Here is a 24,391-nt window from a genome sequence, read left to right as displayed (position 1 = left end):
ACGCGGCAGGGTCGCTTTCTGTCGCTTTCTCAGGGTCTTGTCCACTCCGTCGCGGCCTTTTGACCGGCGATGCAAAATCAGCGCCTGGCATACCGGCCGCACCGCACGGCCCGCACTGCAACAACCGCAGATCGCTGTTTTGGCTGCTGACAAACCATGCGAGCAGAGCTAGCCTTTCTTCCAATCACAAAATCATCGGGAGGTCAGCATGTCAGACGGGGTTGTCGAGACACGCGCGTCGGAGGTGTCGGGCGGTGAAACGCAGACGGTCGATGTCGCCGTCGTGGGTGCCGGATTTGCGGGACTTTACCTGCTGCACCGCCTGCGCAAGGCGGGCTTCTCGACCGTGGCTCTGGATACGGCCAACGATGTCGGCGGCACCTGGTACTGGAACCGCTATCCCGGCGCGCGCTGCGACATCCAGACCGTCGACTACAGCTACACGTTCGATCCCGAGCTCGAGAAGGCGTGGCAATGGTCGGAGAAATACGCCACCCAGCCGGAGATCCTGCGCTATCTCGGCTTCGTCGCCGACCGCTACGATCTGCGCCGCGACATCCGCTTCGGCACCCGCGTCCTCGGCGCCTCCTGGGATGACGCCAAGGAGCGCTGGCTGCTGACGACCGACAAGGGCCCCGCCGTCTCCTGCCGCCACTACATCATGGCGACCGGCTGCCTGTCGCAGCCGAAGCCGCCGGAGATCGACGGCGTGCACGACTTCAAGGGCGAGATCTACTTCACCAGCCGCTGGCCGCATGACGGTGTCGACCTCCGCGGCAAGCGCGTCGCGGTGATCGGCACCGGCTCGTCCGGCATCCAGTCGATCCCGATCATCGCCGAGCAGGCAGCACAGCTCACGGTTTTCCAGCGCACGCCGAACTTCGCACTGCCGGCGCATAACGGCCCGCTCCCGGCCGATCGCGCCGCGCAGCTCGCAGAAGATCGCAACGGGCTGCGCGAGCAGGCGCGCTGGTCGATGGCTGGCGTGCCGATCCCGCCGGCCACCGACTTCAGCTGGGCGTTGAGCGAGGCCGAGCGCCGCGAACGCTTCGAGAAGCTGTGGGCGTCGGGCGACCTCGTCGGCATGCTGACGCAGCTCTGGGCCGACCAGGGTGTCGACCCCGACGGCAATGCGCTGCTCGCCGACCTCATCCGCGAGAAGATCCACGAGATCGTCAAGGATCCCGAGACCGCCGCCGCGCTCACGCCTCACGACCATCCGTTCGGCGCCAAGCGCCCGTGCTTGGACACCAACTACTATCAGACGTTCAACCGCCCCAATGTCACGCTGATCAATCTGCGCCAGGAGCCGATCACATCCATCACCGCTGATGGCATCAAGACCGACAGGCGCAGCTTCGACATCGACGTCATCGTGTTCGCGACCGGCTTCGATGCCATGACCGGTGCGATCCGCGCCGTGCATCCGATCACCGGGCGCGGCGGCAAATCGCTGGAGGATGTCTGGGCCAACGGACCGCAAACCTATCTCGGGCTCACGGTCGCAGACTTTCCCAATCTGTTCCTGATCACGGGTCCCGGCAGCCCATCGGTGCTGTCGAACATGGCGGTCTCGATCGAGCAGCATGTCGACTGGGTCGTCGATCGTCTCGTCGCCCTGCGCGAAGCCGGGTTCACGACCATCGAGGCCACGGAGACTGCGCAGGCCGGCTGGGCACGCCACATGGCGGACTGCGCGACCGTGACGCTGCATCGGCTCGCCAACACCTGGTACACTGGTGCCAACGTGCCGGGCAAGCCGCAGACCCTGATGCCCTATACTGGCGGCGTCGGCCCCTATCGCGGCATCTGCAACGAAATCGTCAGCCGCGGCATGCTCGGCTTCAAGCTGTCAGGTCCGAACGGCGCGTCCCAATGCAATGACGGCGAGATCGTGCGGCTGCAGCCGGATGTCAGGCTGGTGCTGAACATGCTGGCCGAGATGAACTTGCCGCCGATCGAATCGATGGGCGCCGCTGGCGCCCGCGAATTCGTTGCGCAGTTCAACGCGACGAGGCCGCCTGGACGTCCCGTTGGCGAAGTCAAGGGTGGCACATTGCAGGGCGCCGACGGTCCCCTGCCCTATCGGCTTTATCGGCCGGCGACGCCCGGGCCGCATCCGATCGTCGTCTACTTCCATGGCGGCGGCTGGGTGCTCGGCGACGAGCAATCGGACGATCCATTCTGCCGCGACATGTGCCGCCGCTCCAACATGATCTTCGTCAGCGTCGGCTATCGCCATGCGCCCGAGCACCGCTTCCCGGCGGCGGCCGAGGACGGCTATGCGGCGACGCGCTGGGTGGCCGAGCACGCCGCCGAGCTCGGCGGACGCGACGGACCGGTGCTGGTGGCCGGCTGGAGCGCCGGCGGAAACATCGCTGCGGTCACTTGCCAGCTCGCGCGGGATCGCGGCGGGCCTCTCGTCGGCGGACAGTTGCTGGTCTGCCCGGTGACCGATTGCAGCTTCGATCGGCCGTCCTACACCGACAACGCGGCCGGCTACTTCCTGACGCGCGGCCTGATGTACTGGTTCTGGGACATCTACTGCTCGCCGGCGGATCGCACCGATCCGCGCGCGTCGCCGTTGCGGGGCAAGCTGCAGGGCCTGCCGCCGGCCTACATCGTCACCTGCGAGTTCGATCCGCTGCGCGACGAGGGCGTCGCCTATGCGGAGGCGCTCGCCGCCAACGGCGTGCCGGTCGGGCAGCTCAAGGCCCACGGCCACTTCCACTCGTCGTTCACGATGGTCGACGTCGTCATCACCGGCGTCGGCGGCCGCATGCAGATGGCGGAGGCGCTGCAGGCATTCACGCAGTCTGCGGAAGAAGGCGAATCGCCGGAGATCAACGCCGCCGCCAGCTGACCAGCGGAGGCTGCGGCCGAGACGTATCGCGACGGCCCGCAACTTTGCGGGTCGTTGCCGCAACACGCAGCTTGCGCCGGATCGCCCACGCTGTCACCGAGACGACGAGCCACGCCGTCGTTGCGGCGACGAAGGCGGCCGCGACGCTTGACTGAACCAGCGTGGAGAATACGGCCGCGAACGCCAGCATGCCGAGACTGCCGAGCACTGCACCTGCGGTGTCGAGTGCAGCCGCTTCGCGTCCGCGCCGCTCGCCGGAGAGTCCCTGACGGCGCTTGCGCCTGATCTCGTGCGCCTCGATCAGGGTGACGCTGGCACAGAAGATCGCCGGCAATGCCAGGAAGAGGCCGCCGATCGCAGGACCGAAGGCTTTGGCAATGAGCCCGGTCGCGACTGTGGCGGCGCCGCCCAGCGCAAAGCGGATGACGTATTCGTGCCACTTGCCGTCCTTCAGCGCCGAGGGCGAGATGCAGATCAGCATCACGCCCCTCCGGAGAAGACCGCCTGCAGTCCCAGCGCTGCGACCAGCCACACGGCCGTTGCGAGCAGGCTCGCGCTCAATGCGCGCATATGCTGCCGCATCAGCAGCCGGCACACGGTCATGCTATAGAGACAGAGCGCGGCTGCGCCGAACATCATCGAATGGCTCTGGACCGCCGCATAAGCGGCATCATGCGTGACAACCGCAACGCCCAACGTCGCCAGCGCGACCGAGGGCGCGGCTCCGAACAGGCCGGCAAAGCTCTTCGGACGCAACACATCGCCAATGATCGCGAATGTCGAAACGATGACGCCGCCGATCAGGAAGCGGATGACGGATTCGGTCATGTCCGGCTTGCTCCCGGTTGTTCGTAGCCGGTCCATGCGCGCAAGCTGCGTTCAAGGGCCGCCCGTTCCGGAGGCGCGGACCAAGACTCTTGCGAGCACGAACAATTGGTTCCCTTCCAACGCCGAGCTCTGACGACAGTTTCAAGACAGCGTCACGAAGCCGTCATGGAGCGTGATCTGCTCAGCCCGTGGCTGCGATGGCATCGTCATAGGCACGCACGGAAGCGACCGCGGTGTCTCGCACATCGCTCGCGCTCATCCCCGGCTTGTACAGGCTGGAGCCGAGTCCGAAGGCTCGCACACCGGCTACGGCATAGGAGGCGAGATTCTTGTCCGACACACCGCCGACGGCACCGACCACGACGCCTTTCGGCAGGACGGCAAGTTGCGCTGCAATCCCCGACGGACCGAGCACCGACGCCGGAAAGTATTTCAGGGCCGAGGCGCCGCAACGCAAAGCAAGAAAGGCCTCCGTCGGCGTGAAGACCCCGGGCATGGTGACCATGTCGTAGGCCTGCGCCGTCGCCAGCACTTCGACATCGACGTTGGGGCTGACCATCAGACGCCCGCCGGCCTCCGCGACACGCACGCAATCTGCGGCATTGACGACCGTCCCTGCACCGATCAGGCAGTCCTTGCCGAACCGGGCGGCGAGACGCTCGATCGAGACGAACGGTTCCGGCGAGTTGAGAGGAACCTCGATCAGCTCGAAACCGGCTTCGATCAGGACATCGACGATGGCCTCGGACTCGTCGGGTTTGATACCGCGCAGGATCGCAACCAGCGACCGCTTGACATGCGGCCAGGCAACGGACTTTGTCATGGTCGGAAACGCGCTCCCCAGATCTGCCGCGCGGCCTTGACCAGGCCGCGCCGGGACGCCTGCTCGGCATCACATTCGTTCACGTCGAAACCAGCAGCGGCCAGCGCCGCGCGATAGAGCCGGCCGAGCCGGCCCGCTCCGATCAACCGGAGTGGAAGCTCGGCGCCAAACCGCGCCCGAGCGTCGGCGATCTCACTGCCGATCAGAAGCCCGGAGAGCCTCGCAGCCCCATCGGACCGCTGCTCAAAACCGAGGAGCTGGGCTGCGCGCAGCCGGAACAGCGCATTGGTCAGTGCCGTCGGCGCGGCAAGCGACGCTGCGAAGCTCTCGCGGAACGCCGCGTCGTGCTCGACGGCCGAGGCCTCCGGTTCGACGGCGTGCATCAAAATGCTATGTTGAGAGACGACCGCGAACAGCTCGCCGGTCATGTAGGTGGCAAAGTCGATCACAGCGCCGGCATCGATCCGGATCCATTTGCTGTGGGTGCCCGGAATGCAGACGATCCCGGTGAAGTCCGGCTCGGTGACGCCGAGCAGCTGGGTTTCCTCGCCGCGCATCACGTCCGGCTGATCCGCCCGCGCCTGCGCCAGTCCCGGCAGAATCCTGACGTCGCCATCCGTGTCGACGCCAATCGCGCCGGCATGCAGCGCCTCCAGCCGGGTGGGCGTGTGCAGATAAGGCGCCTCGACCCAGCCTTGCCGCGCGCCGGCCATGCCGCAGATCAGCACCGGAACATCGGCCGGCGCGCCGAGCTTCGCCAGATGGTCGCGCAGCACCGGCGCGAAGCCAGATGTCGCGCAATGCAGCATGCCCTCGCTACCGCGGCTCCCGGCCAGCTCCGTCCCGTCTCCGGCCATCAGCCAGGCGCGGAAGCTGGATGTCCCCCAGTCGACGGCGACAAGGGCCGGCGTTGCTGACGAATAGACGGCGGTCACACCTTGCTCCCGATCACTTCGACCTCTGGCAATGCCATGCCGCGCGGGCCGCGCAAACAACAAATTGCGCAATGCACGATTATGCACGTTGTTATTCTTGTTTATGCCTGATATGAGGACGGCATGTCAGACCCTCCACTGGCGCGCCGCGACCAGATCGCCGGCCGCCTCTCGGCGGGGCACGCGGTCGTCGCGGCCGCCCTGGCCCACGAATTCGGCGTCTCCGAGGATGCCATCCGGCGCGATCTTCGTGCGCTTGCCGCCGAAGGACGCTGCCGCCGGGTGTATGGCGGCGCATTGCCGATCGCCGGCGGCATGACACCGATGGCGGCGCGGATCGGGCAAGATCGCGAACGCAAGCTGGCGCTCGCCCGGACGGCCGCCCGCGGCATCGCGCGTGGCGAATTTCTCTTCCTCGATAGTGGCAGCACCAATCTCGCCCTCGCTGAAGTCCTGCCCGATGATTTCGATCTCACCGTCGCAACCAACGCCATCGACATTGCCGCAACCGTGCTGCACCGGCAGGACCTGCAGTTGATCATGATCGGCGGCTCCGTTCATCCCGCAGTCGGCGGCTGTGTCGACGCCGATGCGCTCATGCAGGTGCAGCGCTTGAACATCGACCGCTGCTTCATCGGCGCCTGCGCTGTATCGGCGCAAGGCGGCATCAGCGCGGTTGATCCGACTGACGCAGCATTCAAGCGGACGCTGCTGTCGCTGAGCCGCGTAAGCGTCGCAATGGTCACCAACGAGAAGCTCGAGACCCGAGCCCCCCACCGTATCGCCGGCGCCAAGACCATCAGCCAGCTCACCGTCGAGCATGATGCGCCGGCGGCCCGGCTCGCCCTGCTCAAACGGGCGGGAGCCACCATCATGACGGCCGCCCCGCCGGTCTGACAGCGCCCTTCAGAAAGTCAGGAATCTTCCAAATGAGTTCTGATCACAGCGCGGCGCGGCTCGCGACCCGCCTGGCCTTCTTCGTCGCCGGCTTCGGCATCGCCTGCTGGGCACCGCTGGTGCCGTTTGCCAAACAGCGGCTCGGCGTCGATGATGCGACGCTCGGGCTGCTACTGCTCTCGCTCGGCGTGGGCTCGGTCGCATCGATGCTGGCCGCCGGACTGCTGAGCGCCCATTATGGCAGCAAGCCGGTCGTCATCGTCAGCGGTATCGCTCTCGCGCTGTTCCTGCCGCTGCTGGCGATCGCAGCAACGCCAGCGACTCTCGCACTCGCATTGTTCGCCTTCGGTGCGGCGCTGGGCTCGCTCGACGTCGCGGTGAACATCCAGGCGATCGACGTCGAGCGGCTGAGCGAACGTCCGCTGATGTCAGGTTTCCATGCCCAGTTCAGCATCGGCGGCTTCGCGGGCTCCGGCGTCATGACCGCGCTGCTCGCGTTCGACGTCGCGCCGCTGCTCGGCACGCTCGCCTGCTGTGCCCTCGCCCTGGCCGCGATGATCGTGGCTGCCCCGCGACTGATGGCGAGCAAACCCGCGCAATCGGGGCCTCTGCTCGTGCTTCCGCACGGCGCGGTGCTGCTGCTGGCGGCACTCGCCGCAATCATGTTCCTGGTCGAGGGCGCGATGCTCGACTGGAGCGCGCTGCTGCTCGCCGGTTCCGGCCGCCTGCCGGCCGCGCAGGCCGGATTGGGCTACATCATGTTCTCGATCGCAATGACCGCAGGGCGCCTCGTCGGTGACGCCGTGGTTGCACGGATCGGTGATCGCGCAACGTTGCTCGGGGGCAGCGCCATCGCCATCGCGGGCTTCGTCCTGCTGCTCACGGCTCCGTGGGTTGCTGCTGCCATGGCGGGCTTTGCGCTGATCGGCCTCGGCGCGTCGAACCTGGTCCCGGTGCTGTTCCGCCGAGCCGGGGCGCAGACCGCCATGCCGGTCGGGCTGGCCGTCGCGGCCGTCACCACCGCAGGCTACTCAGGCGTGCTGCTGGGCCCCGCAGGCATCGGCTTCATCGCCGCAGCCACCAGCCTGCCGGCCGCATTCTGGATGTTGGCTGCGCTGCTGGTGATCGTGCTGCTAAGCGCGCCGTTGGCCGCGCGGACGCCGCGCTAGGAACGCCGTGCGCGGCTCCGGTTCCGGCATCTCATGCCTCGGCCATTCGTCTGCACGAAGCGACGTCGTCTATCGCTGAGCTGCCGGTCTCACGCCGGCGCCGAACCATCTTGGAGCACGCTCTCGCGCATTTCCTGATAGCGCGCACCGGTCTGCGGCTTGACGAACAGCGCCGCGACGATCGGATGCCGCGCCCTCAGCTCGCTCTCGATCGCAACCACGGCGCGCTCAATGTCGTCGGCGCGCTGATCGTCCGCAAACTCGATGCTCAGCGCGACAACGACATGCTGCGGTGACAGCTGCACCGTGAGCAGGCCATTGGCTGACTTGACGCCCTTCCTCTTGCGCGCGATGTCGAGGATCGAACGCGCCAGCTCCGGGTCCGCCGGCTCGCCGATCAGGAGACTCTTGCTCTCCCGCGCGAGCACCATCGAGGTCGCCGCAAGCAGCACACCGATCAGGATCGATCCGATGCCGTCCCATGCCAGCTCATCGAAGGCGACGGCCGCAGCCATCGCGGCAGCAGCAATCACGATGCCGATCAGTGCCGCGCTGTCCTCGAACACGACCATGAAGGCCGGCGGGTCCTTGCTGCGCCTGAACGCCTCGAGATAGGAGAGACCCGGCGCAGCCGCGCGAAACCGCCGCACCGCCACCCACCAGGAGCCTGCCTCGAACACGAAGGAGAGCCCGAGCACGACGTAGTTCACCGTCGGGTCTTCGATCGGCCGCGGATGCATCAGGTGCGTCACGCCTTCATACAGCGAGACGCCGGCGCCCAGCGCGAACAAGAGCAGCGCGACGATGAAGCTCCAGAAATAGAGCTCACGGCCATGGCCGAGCGGATGCCGCTGGTCGGGCGGACGGCTTGCGCGATGAAAGCCGTAGAGCAGCAGCAGTTCGTTCGAGGTGTCGACGGCGGAGTGGATCGCCTCGCTCATCATGGCCGAGCTGCCGGTCCACACCGCCGCGGCGGTCTTGGTGCAGGCCACGAGCAGATTGCCGGCAAGCGCGGCATAGACGGCAACCTTGGAATCCGCGTTTGCCGCCATGTCGCCTGCCTGTTCCCTGCGCTCGTGCGCCGGGCAACGCGAGCTGCGGGGCATCGGTTCCCGTGGCGCGCTTGCGGACGTCGCCGCGCCGGAGCAGGATCGCCCGATCCGCAACGGAGCAGAGTGACGATGGCGCCGAGAGATGAGGCGAGAGACGGACAGAGGCAAGCCGGCGCCCAAGACCGGGACGCAGATTTCCTGCGCCACAGCTTCGCCATCGCCCGCCGCGCGACATCCAACGGCAATCATCCATTCGGAGCGGTGCCGATCGCTGCCGACGGCCGCGTTCTGATCGAGGCCGAGAACGGCTACATGCCAGCTCATGACGCCACGGCCCATGCCGAGCGGCTGGTCGCGACCCAGGCCTGCGTTTCGCTAGCGCCCGAGATCAGGGCGGCGGCCACGCTGTATTCGTCGGCAGAGCCGTGCGCGATGTGCGCGGGCGCCATCTACTGGGCCGGCATCGGACGCGTGGTCTATGGCCTCAGTGAGCGGCGGCTGCGCGGCATTACCGGCAATCATCCGGAGAACCCGACCCTCGACCTGCCGTGCCGCGACGTGTTCGCGAGCGGCCAGCGTGCGACCGAAGTCGTCGGCCCCCTGTTGGAGGAGGAAGCCGCGACGCTGCATGAGGGAGCCTGGGACAAATGAAGCAGGCGCCGCGACCGGAGGCGCGGCGCCTGCTTGCGTGGCTCGATCGATATCAGAACTTCACGGTCACGCCCGAATACAGCGACGACTCGGTGCAGGCGCCCGTGGCGACGCGGGTGCCGCCGACACCGGCGACGGAACAGCCGACCGCGTTGTTGTGGTCGAGGCCGAACTTGTTCTGCCAGTAGCGATAGGCCACCCAGACGTCGATCAGGTGGCTCTGCTTCTCACCCCACATCGCCTTCGACGCATCGAAGGTCAGGCGGATCGGCTCGGAATTGAACTCGATCTTGGTCGGATAGACGCCGTTCGCGACGCTGGCCGGGAGCGGCTCGGTGTCGGTGCCCTTCTTGCCGTACCAGCCGGCGCGGCCCGAGATCGAGAAGAACTGCATGCTCTCCGGCAGGAAGCCGAGATCCATGTAGTAGTTGGTCTCGACGGCCCAGGTCGGCTTGAACGAGGTATTGCCGTCATTGATGCAGGGGTTCGACCAGCCGGCCCCGCACTGCGAGAACGAATTGTGGTTGGCGAACTCCCAATACATCAGGGGAGCGACGTTGAAATAGCCCTTGTAGGGCAGGTTGAACGCGAACTGCAGGCCGGCAACCACGTCGCGTTTGGCGGCGCCGAAATAGCGGTTCTCGGTATTGGCATCCATGCCCACCTCGAACGAAATGTTCTGCAGCGGGCCCATCGTGAAGGCCTTGGTGTTGAAGATCTGGTTCCAGCCGAAGGTCGAGCGGAACAGTCCGTAGATTTCGGTCGCACCGGCACAGCTCGCCGGCGTGAAGGCGAAACCTGCGTTGGGCGACACGATCCCGCCGGTCTGCGTGCACGGCCCAGCGGGGTCGTTGTGGTCCGACTTGAACAGCGAGATCGTGAAGAAGTTGGTGCCGTAACCCCAGACGTCGAAATGGGTGAACGAGTAGACCTGCTTGGCGGTCTTGGCGTTGAATGTGCCGTTGCCGTTGACACTCCATGCACCAGGCTGGCTGGCATCGAAGATATAGGAGTAGCTGACGCGATTGTCGACGACGAGGAAGAACGGCACCTCGGCCGGCGCCTTCTTCGCGATCGCCTTGGCGGACAGGTCAGCGGCCCCCGCTGCACCGACCGACGTCAGCGCTGCCGCGCCCATTGCGACGACCGCCGCGATTGTTTGACGTAACGACATTCAGAACACCCCCAGTTGACAAGCGCCGATTCCCGACTTGCATGCACAGTTGCGCCGTTCCACGGGTGGGAGAAGCCTCAACTTTCTCCAGGACTTGCCCGCAGTTTGATCAAGGTTCCGCCGTATTGCAGCGGCGACGACATCGGTCGCGAGCTTGGGCATGGGACGATTGGCCGCGGCCACGATGCTCCCAGACCCCGATCTTGCGGCTTCACATTGCTGAAGTTTTTCCGAAAAGCCCCGCCTGGCCTTCCGCGCGCGTTCGCGGCAACGCGCGAGCGCAAGCGCGCCCCTGGACGCGCATGGGATGACGCTGCTCATCCAACGGGCAACGTGCTGCGGGCGGATCGATTTCCGGCCGGTGTCTCAAAACTGCCACAGAACTTTATCGTTCGCTCCGCTCGACCGATTGCGGGACGTGATGCCTGCAACCGCTGGCGCACTGCATTCGCCGAACGCGGCGCGATGGACGCTTGGACAAGAGTTGGGCAGACGATGGCGCTTTTCGCCTCTTACGCGCCGCGGCAAATTAGATCACAATTGAGGCAGCTTCATTCCCCTGCCCCATGACGCAGCAAATGCCTGACCCCGCGCCGGCCGATCCGAACCCTACGCCTCCGCTCCTGCAGACGATCGGATTGACCAAGCGCTATGGCGACTTCGTTGCCAACGACAAGATCGACATCGAGATCCGGCCACGCGAGATTCACGCCTTGCTCGGCGAGAACGGCGCCGGGAAGTCGACGCTGGTGAAGACTATCTACGGACTGGTGCAGCCGAGCGCCGGTGAGCTGCGCTGGCAGGGTGTGCCCATCACGCTGTCCGGTCCCGCGGAAGCGCGATCCCTCGGCATCGGCATGGTATTTCAGCATTTCTCCCTGTTCGACAACCTCACGGTGGCTGAGAACGTGGCGCTCGGGCTCGATGGCAAGGAGCCACTCAAGGCCATGTCGGCGCGGCTCGCGGACGTCGCGCGCGACTACGGACTGCCGCTCGATCCGAAGCGCGAAGTCTGGCAATTGTCGGTGGGCGAGCGGCAGCGCATCGAGATCGTGCGCGCGCTCATGCAGAATCCGAAATTCCTCATCCTGGACGAGCCCACCGCCGTGTTGACGCCGCAGGAGGCCGACCAGTTGTTCGTCGTGCTCGAGCGACTGAAAGCAGAAGGCCGCGCCATCCTCTACATCAGCCACAAGCTCGAAGAGGTGAAGCGGCTGTGCGACACTGCCACCATCCTGCGCGGCGGCAGGAAGGTCGCGACCTGCAATCCGAAGCTGGAGACGGCTGCCTCGCTGGCGCGCATGATGGTGGGGACCGAGATCAAGGACGTGAAGCCGCCGGCCGAGCGGCGCACCACCGTGCCGCGTCTGGTCGTCAATGATCTCACCCTCGCCCCCAGCGAGCTGCATGGCGTGGGCCTCAAGAACGTTTCCTTCGAGCTGAAGGGCGGCGAGATCCTCGGCATCGCCGGTGTCGCCGGCAACGGCCAGGACGAGCTGTTTGCTGCGTTGTCCGGCGAACGCCTCGTCAAAGAGCCCAGCGCGATCATCATCGACGGCCTCGCCTGCGGCAATCTCTCGATCACCGAGCGCCGCAAGATGGGCGCGGCGTTCGTGCCGGAGGAGCGGCTGGGGCATGGCACCGCGCCGCGGATGAGGTTGTCCGAGAATGCGCTACTGACCGGACACGCCGCGGGCGACATGGTCCGGCACGGCTTCATCAACGCCGCAGCGACATTGCGGACGGTCGATCTGACGACCGAGACGTTCGATGTCCGCAAGGCCAAGCGCGATCCGGAAGCGGCGAGCCTGTCCGGCGGCAATCTGCAGAAGTTCGTCGTCGGCCGCGAGATCCTGCGCACGCCGGCTGTGCTGGTCGTCAACCAGCCGACCTGGGGCGTCGACGCAGGTGCCGCCGCGATCATCCGCCAGGCGCTGATCGATCTCGCCAGCGCGGGCGCTGCCGTCCTCGTCACCAGCCAGGACCTCGACGAACTGATCGAGATCGCCGACCGCATCGCGGTGATGTTTCACGGACACTTGTCGGAGGCGCTGCCACGCGCGGAGGCGACGCGGGAAAGGCTCGGCCTGTTGATGGGTGGCGCCAGCCTCGAGAAGGAGGCGGCGCATGCAGCTCGTGCTTGAGAAGCGCGCCGAGCGTTCGCGCACCATCGCGCTGGTTTCGCCGCTGATCGCGATCGGACTGACGCTGGTGACCATGAGCGTGCTGTTCGCCGTGCTCGGCAAGAACCCGATCACCGCGCTCGGCGTCTACTTCATCGCGCCGCTCACCGACGGCTATTCTCTGCAGGAGATCGCGGTGAAGGCCACGCCGCTGGTCATGATCGCGATCGGCTTGTCGCTGTGCTACCTCGCCAACGCCTGGAACATCGGTGCCGAGGGCCAGTTCCTGATCGGGGCCGTTGCCGGCAGCTGGATCGCGGTGAAGACGCAAGGCACCGAAGCGGGACACTGGGTGCTGCCGGCGATGCTGGTCGCAGGCGCCGCAGCCGGCGCGCTCTATGCGCTGATCCCGGCGCTGTGCCGCGTCAAGTTCGGCGCCAGCGAGATCCTCATCAGCCTGATGCTGGTCTATGTCGCCGATCTCCTGCTCGACTATCTCGTTCGCGGCCCCTGGCGCGATCCCGCCGGCTTCAACTTCCCCACCACGGCGGAGTTCGATCCGGTCGCCACCGTGCCGGTGCTGATCGAGGGCGGACGCCTGCATCTCGGCAGCATCATCGCACTGATTGTCGTTGCCGGCGCCTTCGTGCTGCTCGAGCGCACCATCAAGGGGTTCGAGATCCGAGTCGTGGGCGTGGCGCCGCGTGCGGCACGGTTCGGCGGCTTCAATGCGAACCAGCTCATCCTTCTGACGTTCGCCGTGTCGGGCGCATTGGCCGGTCTCGCAGGGATCATCGAGGTGGCGGGACCCATCGGACATCTGCAGCCTGGCATCTCGCCGGGCTATGGCTTCACCGCGATCATCGTGGCCTTCCTCGGACGGCTCAATCCGGTTGGAATATTCATTGCAGGGCTTTTTCTCGCATTGACGTTCATTGGCGGCGAGCAGGCCCAGATCACGATGAAGATTCCGCTCGATGTGACCAAGGTGTTCCAGGGCATCCTGCTGTTCTACGTGCTCGCCTGCGACTCGCTCATCCTCTACCGTTTCAAGCTCGTCTTCGCCGCGCGGCAGGTGCAAAGTGGTGCTGGTTGAAGCAATCATCCTGTCGGTGCTCGCCGCATCGACGCCGCTGCTGCTGGCGGCCACCGGCGAGCTGGTCACCGAGCGCTCGGGCGTCCTCAACCTCGGCGTCGAGGGCATGATGATCGTCGGCGCGGCCTGCGGCTTCGGCGGGGCCTGGCTGTCCGGCTCGATCATCGTCGGCGCGCTGTGCGGCATCGTCGCCGGCATGCTGATGTCGCTGATCTTCGCGTTCATGACCCTCGGCCTCGCCGTGAACCAGGTGGCGACGGGCCTCGCGCTGACCATTCTCGGCACCGGTCTGTCCGGCCTGATCGGCGCGCGCTTTGTCGGCGAACGCATCAGCACCGCGCCGCACCTTTCCATTCCCGGCCTCAGCGACATCCCGCTGGTCGGCCGTATCGCGTTCGGCGAGGATGCGTTCGTCTATCTGTCGCTCGTCTTGATCATCGCCGTCTGGTGGTTCCTGTACCGCACCCGTGCCGGCCTGGTGCTGCGCGCCTGCGGCGACAACCATGTCTCCGCCCACGCGCTCGGCTATCCCGTGCTGCGCATCCGTTTGCTCGCGGTGCTATTCGGCGGCGGCTGCGCCGGGCTCGCCGGCGCCTATCTGCCGCTGGCTTATACGCCGTTCTTCATCCCCGGCATGACCGCGGGGCGCGGCTGGATCGCGCTGGCGCTGGTCGTGTTCGCATCCTGGCGACCGGGCCGCCTTGTCATCGGCGCCTACCTGTTCGGTGCGGTGACGATCCTGCAGCTGCATGCGCAGGGCGCCGGCGTCGGCATCCCCTCGCAGTTCATGTCGGCGCTGCCGTACCTCGCCACCGTGATCGTCCTGGTGCTGCTGTCGCGCGCCCGCACCGGCGGCTCCACCGCGCCGGCAGCGCTGGGGACGGTGTTCGTGCCGGATCGCTGAACCAATCATCCGGAGCGCCAGCGATGGGGCGCTGCGCTCTGGCTCACGAGGTTTTCCCCGGATTGTTTGGAGGCATGGACGATGATGAAAAGGCTTCTGGGGGCTGCCGCCGCGCTGGTGCTGGCGGGAAGCGTCGCCGGCGTGGCGCACGCCGCCGACAAGCTGAAGGTCGGCTTCATCTATCTCGGGCCGATCGGTGACCTCGGCTGGACCTATCAGCATGAGCTCGCGCGCCAGGCGTTGGTGAAGGAGCTCGGTGACAAGATCGAGACGACCTATCTGGAGAACGTACCGGAAGGCCCGGACGCCGAGCGCGCCATCGAGCAGTTGGTCCGCGCCGGCAACAAGCTGATCTTCACGACCTCGTTCGGCTACATGGATCCGACCCTGAAGGTCGCCAAGAAGTATCCCAACGTGCATTTCGAGCACGCCACGGGCTACAAGCGCGACAAGAACATGTCGACCTATTCGGCGCGCTGGTATCAGGGCCGCTACATCCAGGGCATCATCGCCGGCACGATGTCGAAGGCCGGCGTGCTCGGCTATATCGGCTCGTTCCCGATCCCGGAGGTCATTTCGGGCATCAACGCCACCATCATCGGCGCGCAGACGGTCAATCCGAACATCAAGGTCAAGATCATCTGGGCCAACACCTGGTTCGACCCGGGCAAGGAAGCCGACGCCGCCAAGGCACTGATCGACCAGGGCGCCGACATCATCATGCAGCACACCGACAGCCCGGCTGCCATGCAGATCGCAGCCGAGCGCGGCAAGCTCGCCTTCGGCCAGGACTCCGAAATGATCAAGTTCGGCCCCAAGGCGCAGCTCACCTCGATCCTCGACACCTGGGGCCCCTACTACATCGCGCGCGTCAAGGCCGAGCTCGACGGCACCTGGAAGTCGGAGGACACCTGGGGCGGCCTCGATTCCAAGATGTTCGAGATGGCGCCCTATACCAACATGCCCGATGACGTGAAGAAGCTGGCCGAGGAGACCCAGGCCGCGATCACCGCCGGCAAGCTGCACCCGTTCAAGTGCCCGGTGCTCGGCCAGGACGGCAAGGAGATCGAGTGCAAGGGCGGCGACCATCTCGCCGACGGCCAGATCCTCGGCATGAACTTCTACGTCAAGGGCGTCGACGACAAGGTGCCGGGCAAGTAGACGCAGCACCCGGCAAGAACTCCCCCCACACGTCGGGGGGAGTTCTCGAGCGGATATTTTCCAACGCTGCGCGCTTCACCCTCCCCGCATGGCCTTGGCGGCCGCGCTGTGCCGATCGATCAGCCCGCCGACGTCCAGTCCCGGAATGGCGCCGTCGATCACGGTCCAGCGGCCGCCGACCATCACGCGGTCGGCGCGATGCGCGCCGCACAGCACCAGCGCGGCGATCGGATCCCCTGAACCCGAGAAGCGCAGCTCGTCGAGTTTGAACAGTGCGAGGTCGGCGGCCTTGCCCACCGCGATCTCGCCGAGCTCCGGCCGGCCGACGCAGGCGGCCGAGCCCTTGGTTGCCCAGCGCAGCGCATCCTTGTGGCTGATCCGGCCAACGCCGTAGCGCGCCCGCTGCAGCAGGAACGCGGCACGCACCTCCTGCATCAGGTTTGAGCCGTCGTTCGACGCCGAGCCGTCGACGCCGAGGCCGATCCCGACGCCCGCCTCCTCCATCTCGCACACCGGGCAGCAGCCGGATGCGAGCAACTGGTTCGAGCAGGCGCAGTGAGTGATCGCGGTCTTGGCCTTGCCGAGCCGTTTCATCTCCTCGGCATTGAAGAAGATGCCGTGCGCCAGCCAGGTTCGCGGTCCGAGCCAGCCATGCTTCTCCAGATAGTCGAGCGGACGGCAGCCGAACATCGCCTCGCAGAAGCGGTTCTCGTCCTCGGTCTCCGCGAGATGGGTATGCAGCCGCACGTCGAGCTTGTCGGCGAGATCGGCCGTCTTCTGCATCAGCGATCCCGTGACCGAAAACGGCGAGCACGGCGCCAGCGCGATCTGCACCATCGCATCCGGCCCGCGCTCGTGATAGGTCGCGACCACGCGCTCGCTGTCGGCGAGGATCGTATCCTCGTCCTGCACCACACTGTCCGGCGGCAATCCGCCGTCGCGCTCGGACAGGTTCATCGAGCCGCGGGTCAATAGCACTCGAATGCCCAGCCGCTTCGCCGCCGCCACCTCGATGCCGACCGCGTCCTCGAGGCCGGCCGGAAACACGTAGTGATGATCGGTCGTCGTCGTGCAGCCGGACAGCATCAGCTCGGCCATCGCAACCGTGACCGCCGCATCCAGTGCCTCCGGCGTCAGCTTCGCCCAGATCGGATAGAGCGCCTTCAGCCAGGGGAACAGCTCGCGGTCCATCGCGGCCGGCAGCGCGCGCGTCAGCGTCTGGTAGAAGTGATGATGGGTGTTGATCAGCCCGGGGATCACGACATGCCCGCTGGCATCATAGATCGCCGCATCAGCGGTGGCCGGCTCGGCCCCGGCAGGCACCAGCTCGGCGATGCGGCCGTCCTTCACGACGACACCGCGCGCAGCACCCTCGGCGAGAATGGCGAGCGGGTCCTTGATCCAGATCGGCGTCGTGCTCATGGCTGTCTCGTCTCGGTGATTGGGCGTTTGCATGTGCCGGTAACTTGCAAGCGGAAGGCCAGCGTCATCCTATTGCCAGTTGGCGCTGGTCTTGCAAGGATTCCACCCGCGATAGGCTGCGCCCACGAGCTGGCTTCACCATGGATCTGAACACCATCACGGCGGTCGTGCGCCCGAGGACGCGGGCCGAGCTGCCCAGCTGGCAGGCAGGCGATGCCTGGCTGGCCGGCGGCACGTGGCTTTTCTCGGAACCGCAGCCGCGCCTGTCGCGGCTGATCGATCTCAGCGATCTCGCCTGGCCGTCTCTCAGCATCAGCGATCAGGGCCTGTGCATCGCCGCGACCTGCAGCGTCGCCGATCTGGACGCGCTGCCCTGCCCGGCCGAGTGGATCGCGGCGCCGCTGATCGATCGATGCTGCCGCGCGTTCCTCGCTTCGTTCAAGATCTGGAAGACGGCGACCGTGGGCGGCAATCTCTGCATGTCGCTGCCGGCCGGGCCGATGATCTCGCTGCTCGCCGCGCTCGAGGGCGTCTGCACGATCTGGAAGAACGACGGCAGCGAGCAGCGCATCCAGGTCACCGACTTCGTCACCGGAAACAACAGCAACGTGCTCGCGCCTGGAGATCTGCTGCGCCAGATCGACGTTCCGCTGGCCGCGCTCAAGCGCCGCGCTGCCTTCCGCCAGATCGCCCTCACACCGGTCGGACGCTCCGGCGCGCTGCTGATCGGCACCTCGGGCCGCAGCGGCGACCTGCTGCTCACGGTAACCGGATCGACGATCAAGCCGCAGCAGCTGCGCTTCGCCACGATGCCCGACCCAACCGAATTGCGCGCCGGCATTCTCGGCAGCATCCCAGACGCGTCGTATCATGATGATGTTCATGGCAAGCCCGCCTGGCGCAAGGCGATGACTCTGCGCCTCGCCGAGGAGATCCGCGCCGAGTTCGCGGGCTTCAGGCCATGAGCGTGATCGTGGATGGCAAGGAGGTCGATGCTGCCCCGCGCCCCGGGCAATGCCTGCGGACCTTTCTGCGCGACACCGGCCATTTCGGCGTCAAGAAGGGCTGCGACGCCGGCGATTGCGGTGCCTGCACTGTGCTGCTCGACGGCGAACCGGTGCATAGCTGCCTGATCCCTGCCTTTCGTGCCGATGGCAAGGCGGTCACGACTGTCGAAGGCCTCGCGACCGATGACGGCCTGCATCCGATGCAGCAGGCCTTCCTCGATGCGCAGGCGTTCCAATGCGGCTTCTGCACCGCCGGCATGATCGTCACCTGCGCCTCGTTGAACCAGGCGCAGAAGAAGGATCTCGGCGCGGCGCTGAAGGGCAATCTGTGCCGCTGCACCGGCTATCGCGCCATCGAGGACGCGCTGCTCGGCCACGTTCATGTCGAGCAGGTCACAGCCGGCGAAGCCTTCGGACGCAGCCTGCCCGTCCCCGCCGGCCCCGACGTCGTACGCGGCCGGGCGCGCTACACCTTCGACACGACGGTCGAAGGCCTGCTGCACGTCAAGCTCGCGCGCTCGCCGCACGCGCATGCGCGCATCGCCGGCATCGACAAGAGGGCTGCGCTGGCGGTGCCGGGCGTGCACGCCGTGCTGACGCATGAGGATGCGCCGGCGACGCTGTTCTCCACCGCGCGCCATGAGCAGGCCTGGATGGATCCGGCGGACACCCGCGTGCTCGACGACGTCGTGCGCTTCATCGGCCAGAAGGTCGCGGCCGTCGTCGCCGAGACCGAAGCAGCGGCCGAAGAGGCCTGTCGGCGTCTCGTCGTCGACTACGAGATCCTGCCTGCCGTGGTCGATCCCGCTGACGCGATCGAGCCCGGCGCGCCGGTCATTCACGCCGGCCGTGGCAGCGCGCATCGCATCGCGGACGTCGCCCGCAACATCGTCGCCGAGACCCATGGCGAGTTCGGCGACGTCGCCGCCGCGCTCGCGTCCGCCGCCGCGACCTATGAAGGCACCTTCACCACCCAGCGCGTGCAGCATGCGGCGCTGGAAACGCACGGCGGTCTCGCTTGGCTTGACGAGAAGGGCGTACTCACCGTCCGTTCCAGCACGCAGGTGCCGTTCCTGACGAAACGGGCGCTGTGCGAGATCTTCGACCTCGCGCCCGATAATGTCCGCGTGTTCTGCGAGCGCGTCGGCGGCGGCTTCGGCGGCAAGCAGGAGATGTTCGTCGAGGACATCCTCGCGCTCGCCGCGCTGAAGACAAAGCGCCCCGTGAAGCTCGAATTCACCAGAGAGGAGCAGTTCATCGCGACCTCGACGCGGCATCCGATGCGCGTCACGGTCAAGGCCGGCGCCGACAAGGATGGCAAGCTGACCGCGCTGCAGCTCGATGTTCTTTCCAACACCGGCGCCTACGGCAATCATGCCGGGCCCGTGCTGTTCCATGCCTGCGCCGAGTCGATCTCGGTCTACAATTGTCCCAACAAGAAGGTCGACGGCCTCGCCGTCTACACCAACACGGTGCCGGCCGGCGCCTATCGGGGCTACGGCCTGCCGCAAACCACGTTCGCGGTCGAAGCCGCGATCGACGAGCTCGCGCGGCAGCTCGGCATCGACGCTTTCGAGATGCGACGCCGCAACATCGTCAGGCCGGGCGATGCCATGCTGGCGCCGCCGGCATCCGGGCACAGCGACGTGCTGTACGGCTCCTACGGGCTCGACCAGTGCCTCGATCTGGTCGAGCGCGCGATGGCCGAGGCCACGCCGACGCCGGAGCTGGCGGCCGAGTGGCTGAAGGGCGATGGCATCGCGCTGACGATGATCGACACCGTGCCGCCCGATGGACATATCGCCGATGCCACCGTCAGCCTGCGCGACGACGGCGGCTTCGTGCTCACCGTCGGCACCGCCGAATTCGGCAACGGCACCAGCACCGTCCATCGCCAGATCGCCGCGACCGTGCTCGGCACCACCGTCGATCGCATCACGCTGAAGCAGTCCGACACGGCGCATGGCGGCCACGACACCGGCGCCTATGGCTCGACAGGCACCTTCGTCGCGGGACGCGCGACCCAGGCTGCGGCCGAGGCGCTGGCCGAGACGATCAAGCGGTTCGCTGCCGACAGGTGGAACGTCGCTCCCGGCGCCTGCGTGATCGCCGATGATGCAATCACCTGCGGCGCACACCGTCTCGCTTTCGCCGAGCTCGCGAACGCCAGCGGATCGCCGCTCACCGCGAGCGGCAGTTCGCAGGGCACGCCGCGCTCGGTCGCGTTCAACGTCCAGGGCTTTCGCGTCGCTGTGAACAAGGGGACCGGCGAGATCAGGATCCTCAAGAGCGTGCAGGCCGCGGATGCCGGCCGGGTCGCCAATCCGATGCAGTGCCGGGGCCAGGTCGAGGGCGGCGTGGCCCAAGCGCTCGGTGCCGCGCTGTACGAGGAGATCGTGATCGACGACATGGGCCGCGTGATCAATCCGCGCTTCCGCGACTATCACCTGCCGTCCTATGCCGACGTGCCGCGCACCGAGGTGCTGTTTGCCGACACCCACGACACGATCGGCCCATTGGGGGCGAAGTCGATGAGCGAGAGCCCCTATAATCCGGTCGCCGCCGCGCTCGGCAACGCGCTGCGCGCTGCGACCGGCATCCGCTTCGCGGCCGTGCCGTTCAAGCCGGACCGGCTGCTTCCGCAGTTGCAGGAGAAATTCGGCGAATGAGCCGGTCTGGGGAAACGGCTGCGCTATGGCTTGGGCCGGCGATCGTACGACCAACCGAACACGCCGCTCCGCTGGGTCTCGGGCTCCGCTTCCGCAGCCGGCTCCGACCGCTGGGCGGCCGCCTGTGGCGGGGCGGCGGGAGCGACCGGCTTGGGGATGCTCTCGCATTTCATCGCATAGACCAGCTTGCCGTCCTCGGTTCGTCCGATCGGCGCGCAGGCATCGGCGCGCTTGGCCGTGCTCTGCTTGGGTGCGGTCTGCGCCGCCGCCAGAGGCACACTAGCGAACTGTCCCAGCACCAGCATGATCAGAACCAGTCTCGTCATTCCGCCCGTCCCGCTTGTCAGACCGCCACATTGAACGCAATCGCGCCGCCGGAGTCCACCGCATCACGCGCGCATGACAGCTAATCTGTTGTGCACTGACTGCCACAGCGACGCGCTGGAAATCAGATGCGATCGATGCCACAGATGAGACGCCGGCACTCGGCTCTGGACTTGCCCTGTCGAAGGAGATGAGCGCACGATGTGGGCTTCGATCATATCGGAATGGCTGAGCCTGATCTTCCGCTGGCTGCACGTGATCGCCGCCGTCGCCTGGATCGGCAGCTCGTTCTACTTCATTGCGCTCGACCTCGGCCTGAGGCCGCGCGAGGGCCTGCCGACCGGCGTGATGGGCGAGGCCTGGCAGGTGCATGGCGGCGGCTTCTACCACATCGTTAAATATCTGGTGGCCCCGGCGCAGATGCCGAGCGAGCTGACCTGGTTCAAATGGGAGGCCTACACCACTTGGCTGTCCGGCTTCGTGCTGATGATCGTGGTGTACTATCTCAACGCCGACCTGTTCCTGGTGGACAAGTCGATCCTCGATCTCACGCCCCTTCAGGCCGGCCTGTTCAGCTTCGGCTCGCTGGCGCTGGCGTGGCTGCTCTACGAGGCCGCCTGCCGCAGCGGCCTTGCCCGGCACGAGCTGCCATTCGCGATCGGCGGCTACATCTTCCTCGTCGCGCTCACCTACGCCTTCACCCACGTGCTGAGCGGCCGCGGCGCCTTCAACCAGATCGGCGCCATCATCGGCACCATCATGGTCGCCAACGTGTTCGCGGTGATCATCCCCAACCAGAAGAAGATCGTCGCCGCGCTGCTCGCCGGCGAGGCGCCGGATCCCAAGCTTGGCAAGGCCGGCAAGGAGCGCTCGGTCCACAACAACTATCTGACCCTGCCGGTGGTGGTGCTGATGATCAGCAATCACTATCCGCTCTTGTTCGGCACCCGCTACAATTGGGTGATCGTCGCCATCGTGCTCGCGCTCGGGCCGGTCATCCGCCACTTCTTCAACGAGCGTCACAAGGGCAATCCATCGCCATGGTGGGTGTGGGGCGTCGCAGCCGCGGGCATGATCGGCATCCTGCTGCTGTCCGCAGCGGGTCCCCGCGACGCCAAGACGGCCCTGAGCGCCCCGCCGAGTTTCGCGCAGGTCGAGGAGATCGTGACCTCCCGCTGCAGCATGTGCCATGCCGCCGAGCCGGTGTGGGACGGCATCGTCAGCGCGCCCCGGGGCGTGCGGCTCGACACCGCCGAGCACATCCAGCGCAATGCGCGGCTGATCGCGCGCAACGCCGCCTGGTCCAACGCGATGCCGCCCGGCAACATCACCGAGATCACCGGCGAGGAGCGCGCCGTGCTTGCGGCGTGGGCCAGCGCGCAGTAGCAGCACGTCTGCCGATCGTCTTGCTGGCCATCTCAAACAGCCGGTCTCGTCGGGTACTGATGCGCAGAAACGCATTTGATCCGTTACTCGGAGAGATGACGCGGCTTCGCGTTGCCGCGACGCGATGCGCCCGGATCGTGCGATATCTCGGCCCTCATCGTAACGAGAGGGCGCAGGGAAGGCCGGACCTCGGCGACGATGGATGCTCGCTTCGGTTCCCCACGACGAATGCGCGAAGCCGGCACAAGGACAACCGGATCTTCGCAACGCGGAGTTGAACTGCGACGCGTGCGACGACGATTGAGCTGGAGCACATCCGATTGTCGTCATGACCTTGCGGCAAAATTTACCACCCATTGGGACGCGGCTTGGCGGCAGAAAACATGGCGCTAGAGTGGCGCCCACAATCAGCTACCAGCGAAACGCCCCATCATGTCGATCTCCGTCAAAGGCCGGCTGGCCATTGTCGCGCTCATCGCGCTTGCCTGCTTCGCAAGCTCGGTGCTGAAGCTCTATCTGGGGCTGCTGTGCATCTCGCTGCTCTTGAGCTTTGCCGTGGTCGGCGTCGTGGCCCGGCTGGTCGAAGGGATTGCCATCAGGCGCGACCGGAGCAGCGAGCGGCGTCTGGCACGTCGTCGCGATCGCTCCGCTCTCATCGACGAGCCGCAGCCGGTGTCGATGGCGACGATGGATCATGTCGACACGCCGTCGCCGGCGGGCCCCGTGCGATGAGCGGGATGCGTACGTCCGCGCCGGCCTCGTCGTTCCGCCTGATCGTCAGCATCGTCGCCAGCGCCGAACGACGTCTACGGTCATCGATCCACCGTCTCGCGATCGCGCGCTGAAGGACTGCGATGATCGCACATCGGAGAATGGCAAATGGCGCTACGAGCTCGACCGTTGGAACGTCGAAGACCAGATCGTCCTTCCGGCCCAGCCGATCGCGGACACGGCGACGCCGCGCACAGTGGCGATGCATCGGAAGAGCAGCGCGTGGCCGTTCAAATAGCTGCCCTGATCGCATCGATACGCCGCCTGTACCTCATGCCTTCGTCCGCTTCCGCTTCGCCTCGAGAGCGTTCAGATAGGTAGCCATCATCTCCGGCAACGCGGCCACCACGACGTCGCGACTGCGCGGATCCTGCTCGCGCGTGAACAGCAGGGTGCCGAGCACGACGGCATCGAGCGTAGTGGCCGCCTGTTTGCCCAGTTCGTCGCCAAGCCTGGCGCGCATGACGCGGTCGATGACGGCCCTGAACTCGGCATGCACGGTCTGGTCGTGCAGATCGAGCGTCGCCAGCGCATCGGGATTGCGGACGAAGTAGCGGATCGCCCAGCCGATCAGTTGCTCGATGACCTCGGCGGGCGCCAACGCTGCCCATTCCGCATCGCTCCGCTGCAGCACGCGATCGAATGCCGGCTGCAGCTCGGCATCGTGACGTTCGGCGAGCGCATCCAGCATCTGATCCTTGTCGCGGAAGAAATGATAGACCGAGCCGATCGAGGCGCCGGCGCGCTGGGCCGCGGCATGCATGCTGACGGCACCAATCCCGGACTCGGCGATGATGGCGGCTGCGGCGTCGAGCAGCTGCTCGCGCCGCTCACGGCCCCGCGCCTGGCGCGGCGCACGTGATGTCGTGCGCGCGGGGTCATTCAGGTCAGTCGCAGCTTTGCGTCGCACGTTCGCGTCATGCCTTGGCTCACCGCGGCGGCAGCGATGGCCGATGTCCCAACGGGAGCGCCCGGCAACCCGCACAGGGGGAATTCGAAACCGCCACGAGAATGTTACTAGACGAATTATTCTAGATTTGATTGTCTAATTCACGCACTGTCAAGAGGATGGTGTTCAACTTTCGCGTGAACCTTGCCTGCAACGGCGGGCGGCTGCGCGGGTTCTGCGCGCTGCT

General features: G+C 66.5%; 21 protein-coding genes. 12 read left to right on the top strand and 9 right to left on the bottom strand.

Going from position 1 to position 24,391, the window contains the following annotated elements; genetic code table 11:
• The first annotated feature begins 208 nt into the window (after positions 1 to 208).
• Positions 209 to 2,863 (top strand): flavin-containing monooxygenase, encoded by a 2,655-nt coding sequence (locus QX048_RS10725; RefSeq protein ID WP_316191889.1) that lies wholly within the window; start codon positions 209 to 211, stop codon positions 2,861 to 2,863.
• Here the strand turns inward: QX048_RS10725 and QX048_RS10720 are convergent.
• The 4 genes from QX048_RS10720 to QX048_RS10705 form a co-directional block, all read right to left on the bottom strand.
• Entirely contained in the window at positions 2,844 to 3,344 is a 501-nt protein-coding gene (locus tag QX048_RS10720; protein ID WP_316167619.1) for a DUF3147 family protein, read from the bottom strand. The two genes, QX048_RS10725 and QX048_RS10720, sit on opposite strands and share 20 nt — an antisense overlap.
• On the bottom strand, positions 3,344 to 3,691 hold the full coding sequence (locus tag QX048_RS10715; RefSeq protein WP_315717779.1) for a DUF3147 family protein: 348 nt from the start codon (positions 3,689 to 3,691) through the stop codon (positions 3,344 to 3,346). Before QX048_RS10715 ends, QX048_RS10720 begins: the two co-directional genes overlap by 1 nt.
• 181 nt (positions 3,692 to 3,872) lie before the next feature.
• Positions 3,873 to 4,514, bottom strand: coding sequence for a 2-dehydro-3-deoxy-6-phosphogalactonate aldolase (locus QX048_RS10710; RefSeq protein WP_316167618.1), 642 nt, complete (start codon positions 4,512 to 4,514; stop codon positions 3,873 to 3,875).
• A complete protein-coding gene (locus QX048_RS10705; RefSeq protein WP_315827080.1) occupies positions 4,511 to 5,449 on the bottom strand; it encodes a 2-dehydro-3-deoxygalactonokinase in 939 nt (312 codons plus the stop codon). Before QX048_RS10705 ends, QX048_RS10710 begins: the two co-directional genes overlap by 4 nt.
• A gap of 123 nt (positions 5,450 to 5,572) precedes the next feature.
• Here QX048_RS10705 and QX048_RS10700 point away from each other — a divergent pair, with 123 nt between their 5' ends.
• Both QX048_RS10700 and QX048_RS10695 read left to right on the top strand, forming a co-directional pair.
• The gene (locus QX048_RS10700) at positions 5,573 to 6,346 is read left to right on the top strand and encodes a DeoR/GlpR family DNA-binding transcription regulator (protein ID WP_315827081.1); all 774 of its coding nucleotides are present in this window, start codon (positions 5,573 to 5,575) and stop codon (positions 6,344 to 6,346) included.
• 32 nt (positions 6,347 to 6,378) lie between these two features.
• Positions 6,379 to 7,515, top strand: a complete 1,137-nt coding sequence (locus QX048_RS10695; protein ID WP_315827082.1) for an MFS transporter — start codon at positions 6,379 to 6,381, stop codon at positions 7,513 to 7,515.
• 89 nt (positions 7,516 to 7,604) lie between these two features.
• On the opposite strand, the gene QX048_RS10690 is transcribed toward QX048_RS10695, so the two are convergent.
• Positions 7,605 to 8,567: a cation diffusion facilitator family transporter gene (locus QX048_RS10690; RefSeq protein WP_315827083.1), complete on the bottom strand. Its 963-nt coding sequence runs from the start codon at positions 8,565 to 8,567 to the stop codon at positions 7,605 to 7,607.
• A gap of 129 nt (positions 8,568 to 8,696) precedes the next feature.
• On the opposite strand from QX048_RS10690, the gene QX048_RS10685 reads away from it, so the two are divergent.
• Positions 8,697 to 9,218, top strand: a complete 522-nt coding sequence (locus QX048_RS10685) for a nucleoside deaminase (RefSeq protein WP_315827084.1) — start codon at positions 8,697 to 8,699, stop codon at positions 9,216 to 9,218.
• Between the two features lie 52 nt (positions 9,219 to 9,270).
• Here the strand turns inward: QX048_RS10685 and QX048_RS10680 are convergent, their stop codons facing one another.
• Positions 9,271 to 10,392, bottom strand: coding sequence for a hypothetical protein (locus QX048_RS10680; RefSeq protein WP_315827085.1), 1,122 nt, complete (start codon positions 10,390 to 10,392; stop codon positions 9,271 to 9,273).
• A gap of 578 nt (positions 10,393 to 10,970) precedes the next feature.
• On the opposite strand from QX048_RS10680, the gene QX048_RS10675 reads away from it, so the two are divergent.
• From QX048_RS10675 to QX048_RS10660, 4 genes are all read left to right on the top strand, one after another.
• Complete coding sequence (locus tag QX048_RS10675) at positions 10,971 to 12,536, top strand: ABC transporter ATP-binding protein (RefSeq protein ID WP_315827086.1); 1,566 nt, start codon at positions 10,971 to 10,973, stop codon at positions 12,534 to 12,536.
• Positions 12,520 to 13,611, top strand: coding sequence for an ABC transporter permease (locus QX048_RS10670; protein WP_315750273.1), 1,092 nt, complete (start codon positions 12,520 to 12,522; stop codon positions 13,609 to 13,611). Before QX048_RS10675 ends, QX048_RS10670 begins: the two co-directional genes overlap by 17 nt.
• A complete protein-coding gene (locus QX048_RS10665) occupies positions 13,598 to 14,515 on the top strand; it encodes an ABC transporter permease (protein ID WP_315717789.1) in 918 nt (305 codons plus the stop codon). Before QX048_RS10670 ends, QX048_RS10665 begins: the two co-directional genes overlap by 14 nt.
• A gap of 81 nt (positions 14,516 to 14,596) precedes the next feature.
• Positions 14,597 to 15,676 (top strand): BMP family ABC transporter substrate-binding protein, encoded by a 1,080-nt coding sequence (locus QX048_RS10660; protein WP_315827087.1) that lies wholly within the window; start codon positions 14,597 to 14,599, stop codon positions 15,674 to 15,676.
• A gap of 75 nt (positions 15,677 to 15,751) precedes the next feature.
• On the opposite strand, the gene QX048_RS10655 is transcribed toward QX048_RS10660, so the two are convergent.
• Complete coding sequence (locus QX048_RS10655) at positions 15,752 to 17,098, bottom strand: 8-oxoguanine deaminase (protein WP_315717791.1); 1,347 nt, start codon at positions 17,096 to 17,098, stop codon at positions 15,752 to 15,754.
• 140 nt (positions 17,099 to 17,238) lie between these two features.
• On the opposite strand from QX048_RS10655, the gene QX048_RS10650 reads away from it, so the two are divergent.
• Together QX048_RS10650 and QX048_RS10645 are read left to right on the top strand one after the other, a co-directional pair.
• On the top strand, positions 17,239 to 18,063 hold the full coding sequence (locus tag QX048_RS10650) for an FAD binding domain-containing protein (RefSeq protein ID WP_315827088.1): 825 nt from the start codon (positions 17,239 to 17,241) through the stop codon (positions 18,061 to 18,063).
• Positions 18,060 to 20,774, top strand: coding sequence for a molybdopterin-dependent oxidoreductase (locus QX048_RS10645; protein WP_316200713.1), 2,715 nt, complete (start codon positions 18,060 to 18,062; stop codon positions 20,772 to 20,774). The genes QX048_RS10650 and QX048_RS10645 overlap by 4 nt, the downstream gene beginning before the upstream one ends.
• A gap of 23 nt (positions 20,775 to 20,797) precedes the next feature.
• Here the strand turns inward: QX048_RS10645 and QX048_RS10640 are convergent, their stop codons facing one another.
• A complete protein-coding gene (locus QX048_RS10640) occupies positions 20,798 to 21,100 on the bottom strand; it encodes a hypothetical protein (RefSeq protein WP_315827090.1) in 303 nt (100 codons plus the stop codon).
• 199 nt (positions 21,101 to 21,299) lie between these two features.
• On the opposite strand from QX048_RS10640, the gene QX048_RS10635 reads away from it, so the two are divergent.
• Together QX048_RS10635 and QX048_RS10630 are read left to right on the top strand one after the other, a co-directional pair.
• The gene (locus QX048_RS10635) at positions 21,300 to 22,484 is read left to right on the top strand and encodes a urate hydroxylase PuuD (RefSeq protein ID WP_315827091.1); all 1,185 of its coding nucleotides are present in this window, start codon (positions 21,300 to 21,302) and stop codon (positions 22,482 to 22,484) included.
• 432 nt (positions 22,485 to 22,916) lie between these two features.
• Complete coding sequence (locus tag QX048_RS10630) at positions 22,917 to 23,216, top strand: hypothetical protein (RefSeq protein ID WP_315827092.1); 300 nt, start codon at positions 22,917 to 22,919, stop codon at positions 23,214 to 23,216.
• A gap of 310 nt (positions 23,217 to 23,526) precedes the next feature.
• On the opposite strand, the gene QX048_RS10625 is transcribed toward QX048_RS10630, so the two are convergent.
• Positions 23,527 to 24,165: a TetR/AcrR family transcriptional regulator gene (locus tag QX048_RS10625; RefSeq protein WP_315717797.1), complete on the bottom strand. Its 639-nt coding sequence runs from the start codon at positions 24,163 to 24,165 to the stop codon at positions 23,527 to 23,529.
• Positions 24,166 to 24,391: the final 226 nt, after the last annotated feature.

The sequence above is a fragment of the Bradyrhizobium sp. SZCCHNS30572 genome (assembly GCF_032484415.1).
Lineage (GTDB): Bacteria > Pseudomonadota > Alphaproteobacteria > Rhizobiales > Xanthobacteraceae > Bradyrhizobium.
Note: the sequence above shows the minus strand (reverse complement) of the source record. Positions and strands in the feature narration are given on the sequence as shown.

Bases quoted from the DNA above. Each gene is read 5' to 3' on its own strand.
- QX048_RS10725 (WP_316191889.1), top strand. From the start codon at position 209: ATGTCAGACGGGGTTGTCGAGACACGCGCGTCGGAGGTGTCGGGCGGT.
- QX048_RS10630 (WP_315827092.1), top strand. From the start codon at position 22,917: ATGTCGATCTCCGTCAAAGGCCGGCTGGCCATTGTCGCGCTCATCGCG.
- QX048_RS10685 (WP_315827084.1), top strand. From the start codon at position 8,697: ATGGCGCCGAGAGATGAGGCGAGAGACGGACAGAGGCAAGCCGGCGCC.
- QX048_RS10635 (WP_315827091.1), top strand. From the start codon at position 21,300: ATGTGGGCTTCGATCATATCGGAATGGCTGAGCCTGATCTTCCGCTGG.
- QX048_RS10650 (WP_315827088.1), top strand. From the start codon at position 17,239: ATGGATCTGAACACCATCACGGCGGTCGTGCGCCCGAGGACGCGGGCC.
- QX048_RS10680 (WP_315827085.1), bottom strand. From the start codon at position 10,392: ATGTCGTTACGTCAAACAATCGCGGCGGTCGTCGCAATGGGCGCGGCA.
- QX048_RS10715 (WP_315717779.1), bottom strand. From the start codon at position 3,691: ATGACCGAATCCGTCATCCGCTTCCTGATCGGCGGCGTCATCGTTTCG.
- QX048_RS10710 (WP_316167618.1), bottom strand. From the start codon at position 4,514: ATGACAAAGTCCGTTGCCTGGCCGCATGTCAAGCGGTCGCTGGTTGCG.
- QX048_RS10690 (WP_315827083.1), bottom strand. From the start codon at position 8,567: ATGGCGGCAAACGCGGATTCCAAGGTTGCCGTCTATGCCGCGCTTGCC.
- QX048_RS10660 (WP_315827087.1), top strand. From the start codon at position 14,597: ATGATGAAAAGGCTTCTGGGGGCTGCCGCCGCGCTGGTGCTGGCGGGA.
- QX048_RS10640 (WP_315827090.1), bottom strand. From the start codon at position 21,100: ATGACGAGACTGGTTCTGATCATGCTGGTGCTGGGACAGTTCGCTAGT.
- QX048_RS10670 (WP_315750273.1), top strand. From the start codon at position 12,520: ATGCAGCTCGTGCTTGAGAAGCGCGCCGAGCGTTCGCGCACCATCGCG.
- QX048_RS10655 (WP_315717791.1), bottom strand. From the start codon at position 17,098: ATGAGCACGACGCCGATCTGGATCAAGGACCCGCTCGCCATTCTCGCC.
- QX048_RS10645 (WP_316200713.1), top strand. From the start codon at position 18,060: ATGAGCGTGATCGTGGATGGCAAGGAGGTCGATGCTGCCCCGCGCCCC.
- QX048_RS10695 (WP_315827082.1), top strand. From the start codon at position 6,379: ATGAGTTCTGATCACAGCGCGGCGCGGCTCGCGACCCGCCTGGCCTTC.
- QX048_RS10675 (WP_315827086.1), top strand. From the start codon at position 10,971: ATGCCTGACCCCGCGCCGGCCGATCCGAACCCTACGCCTCCGCTCCTG.
- QX048_RS10700 (WP_315827081.1), top strand. From the start codon at position 5,573: ATGTCAGACCCTCCACTGGCGCGCCGCGACCAGATCGCCGGCCGCCTC.
- QX048_RS10720 (WP_316167619.1), bottom strand. From the start codon at position 3,344: ATGCTGATCTGCATCTCGCCCTCGGCGCTGAAGGACGGCAAGTGGCAC.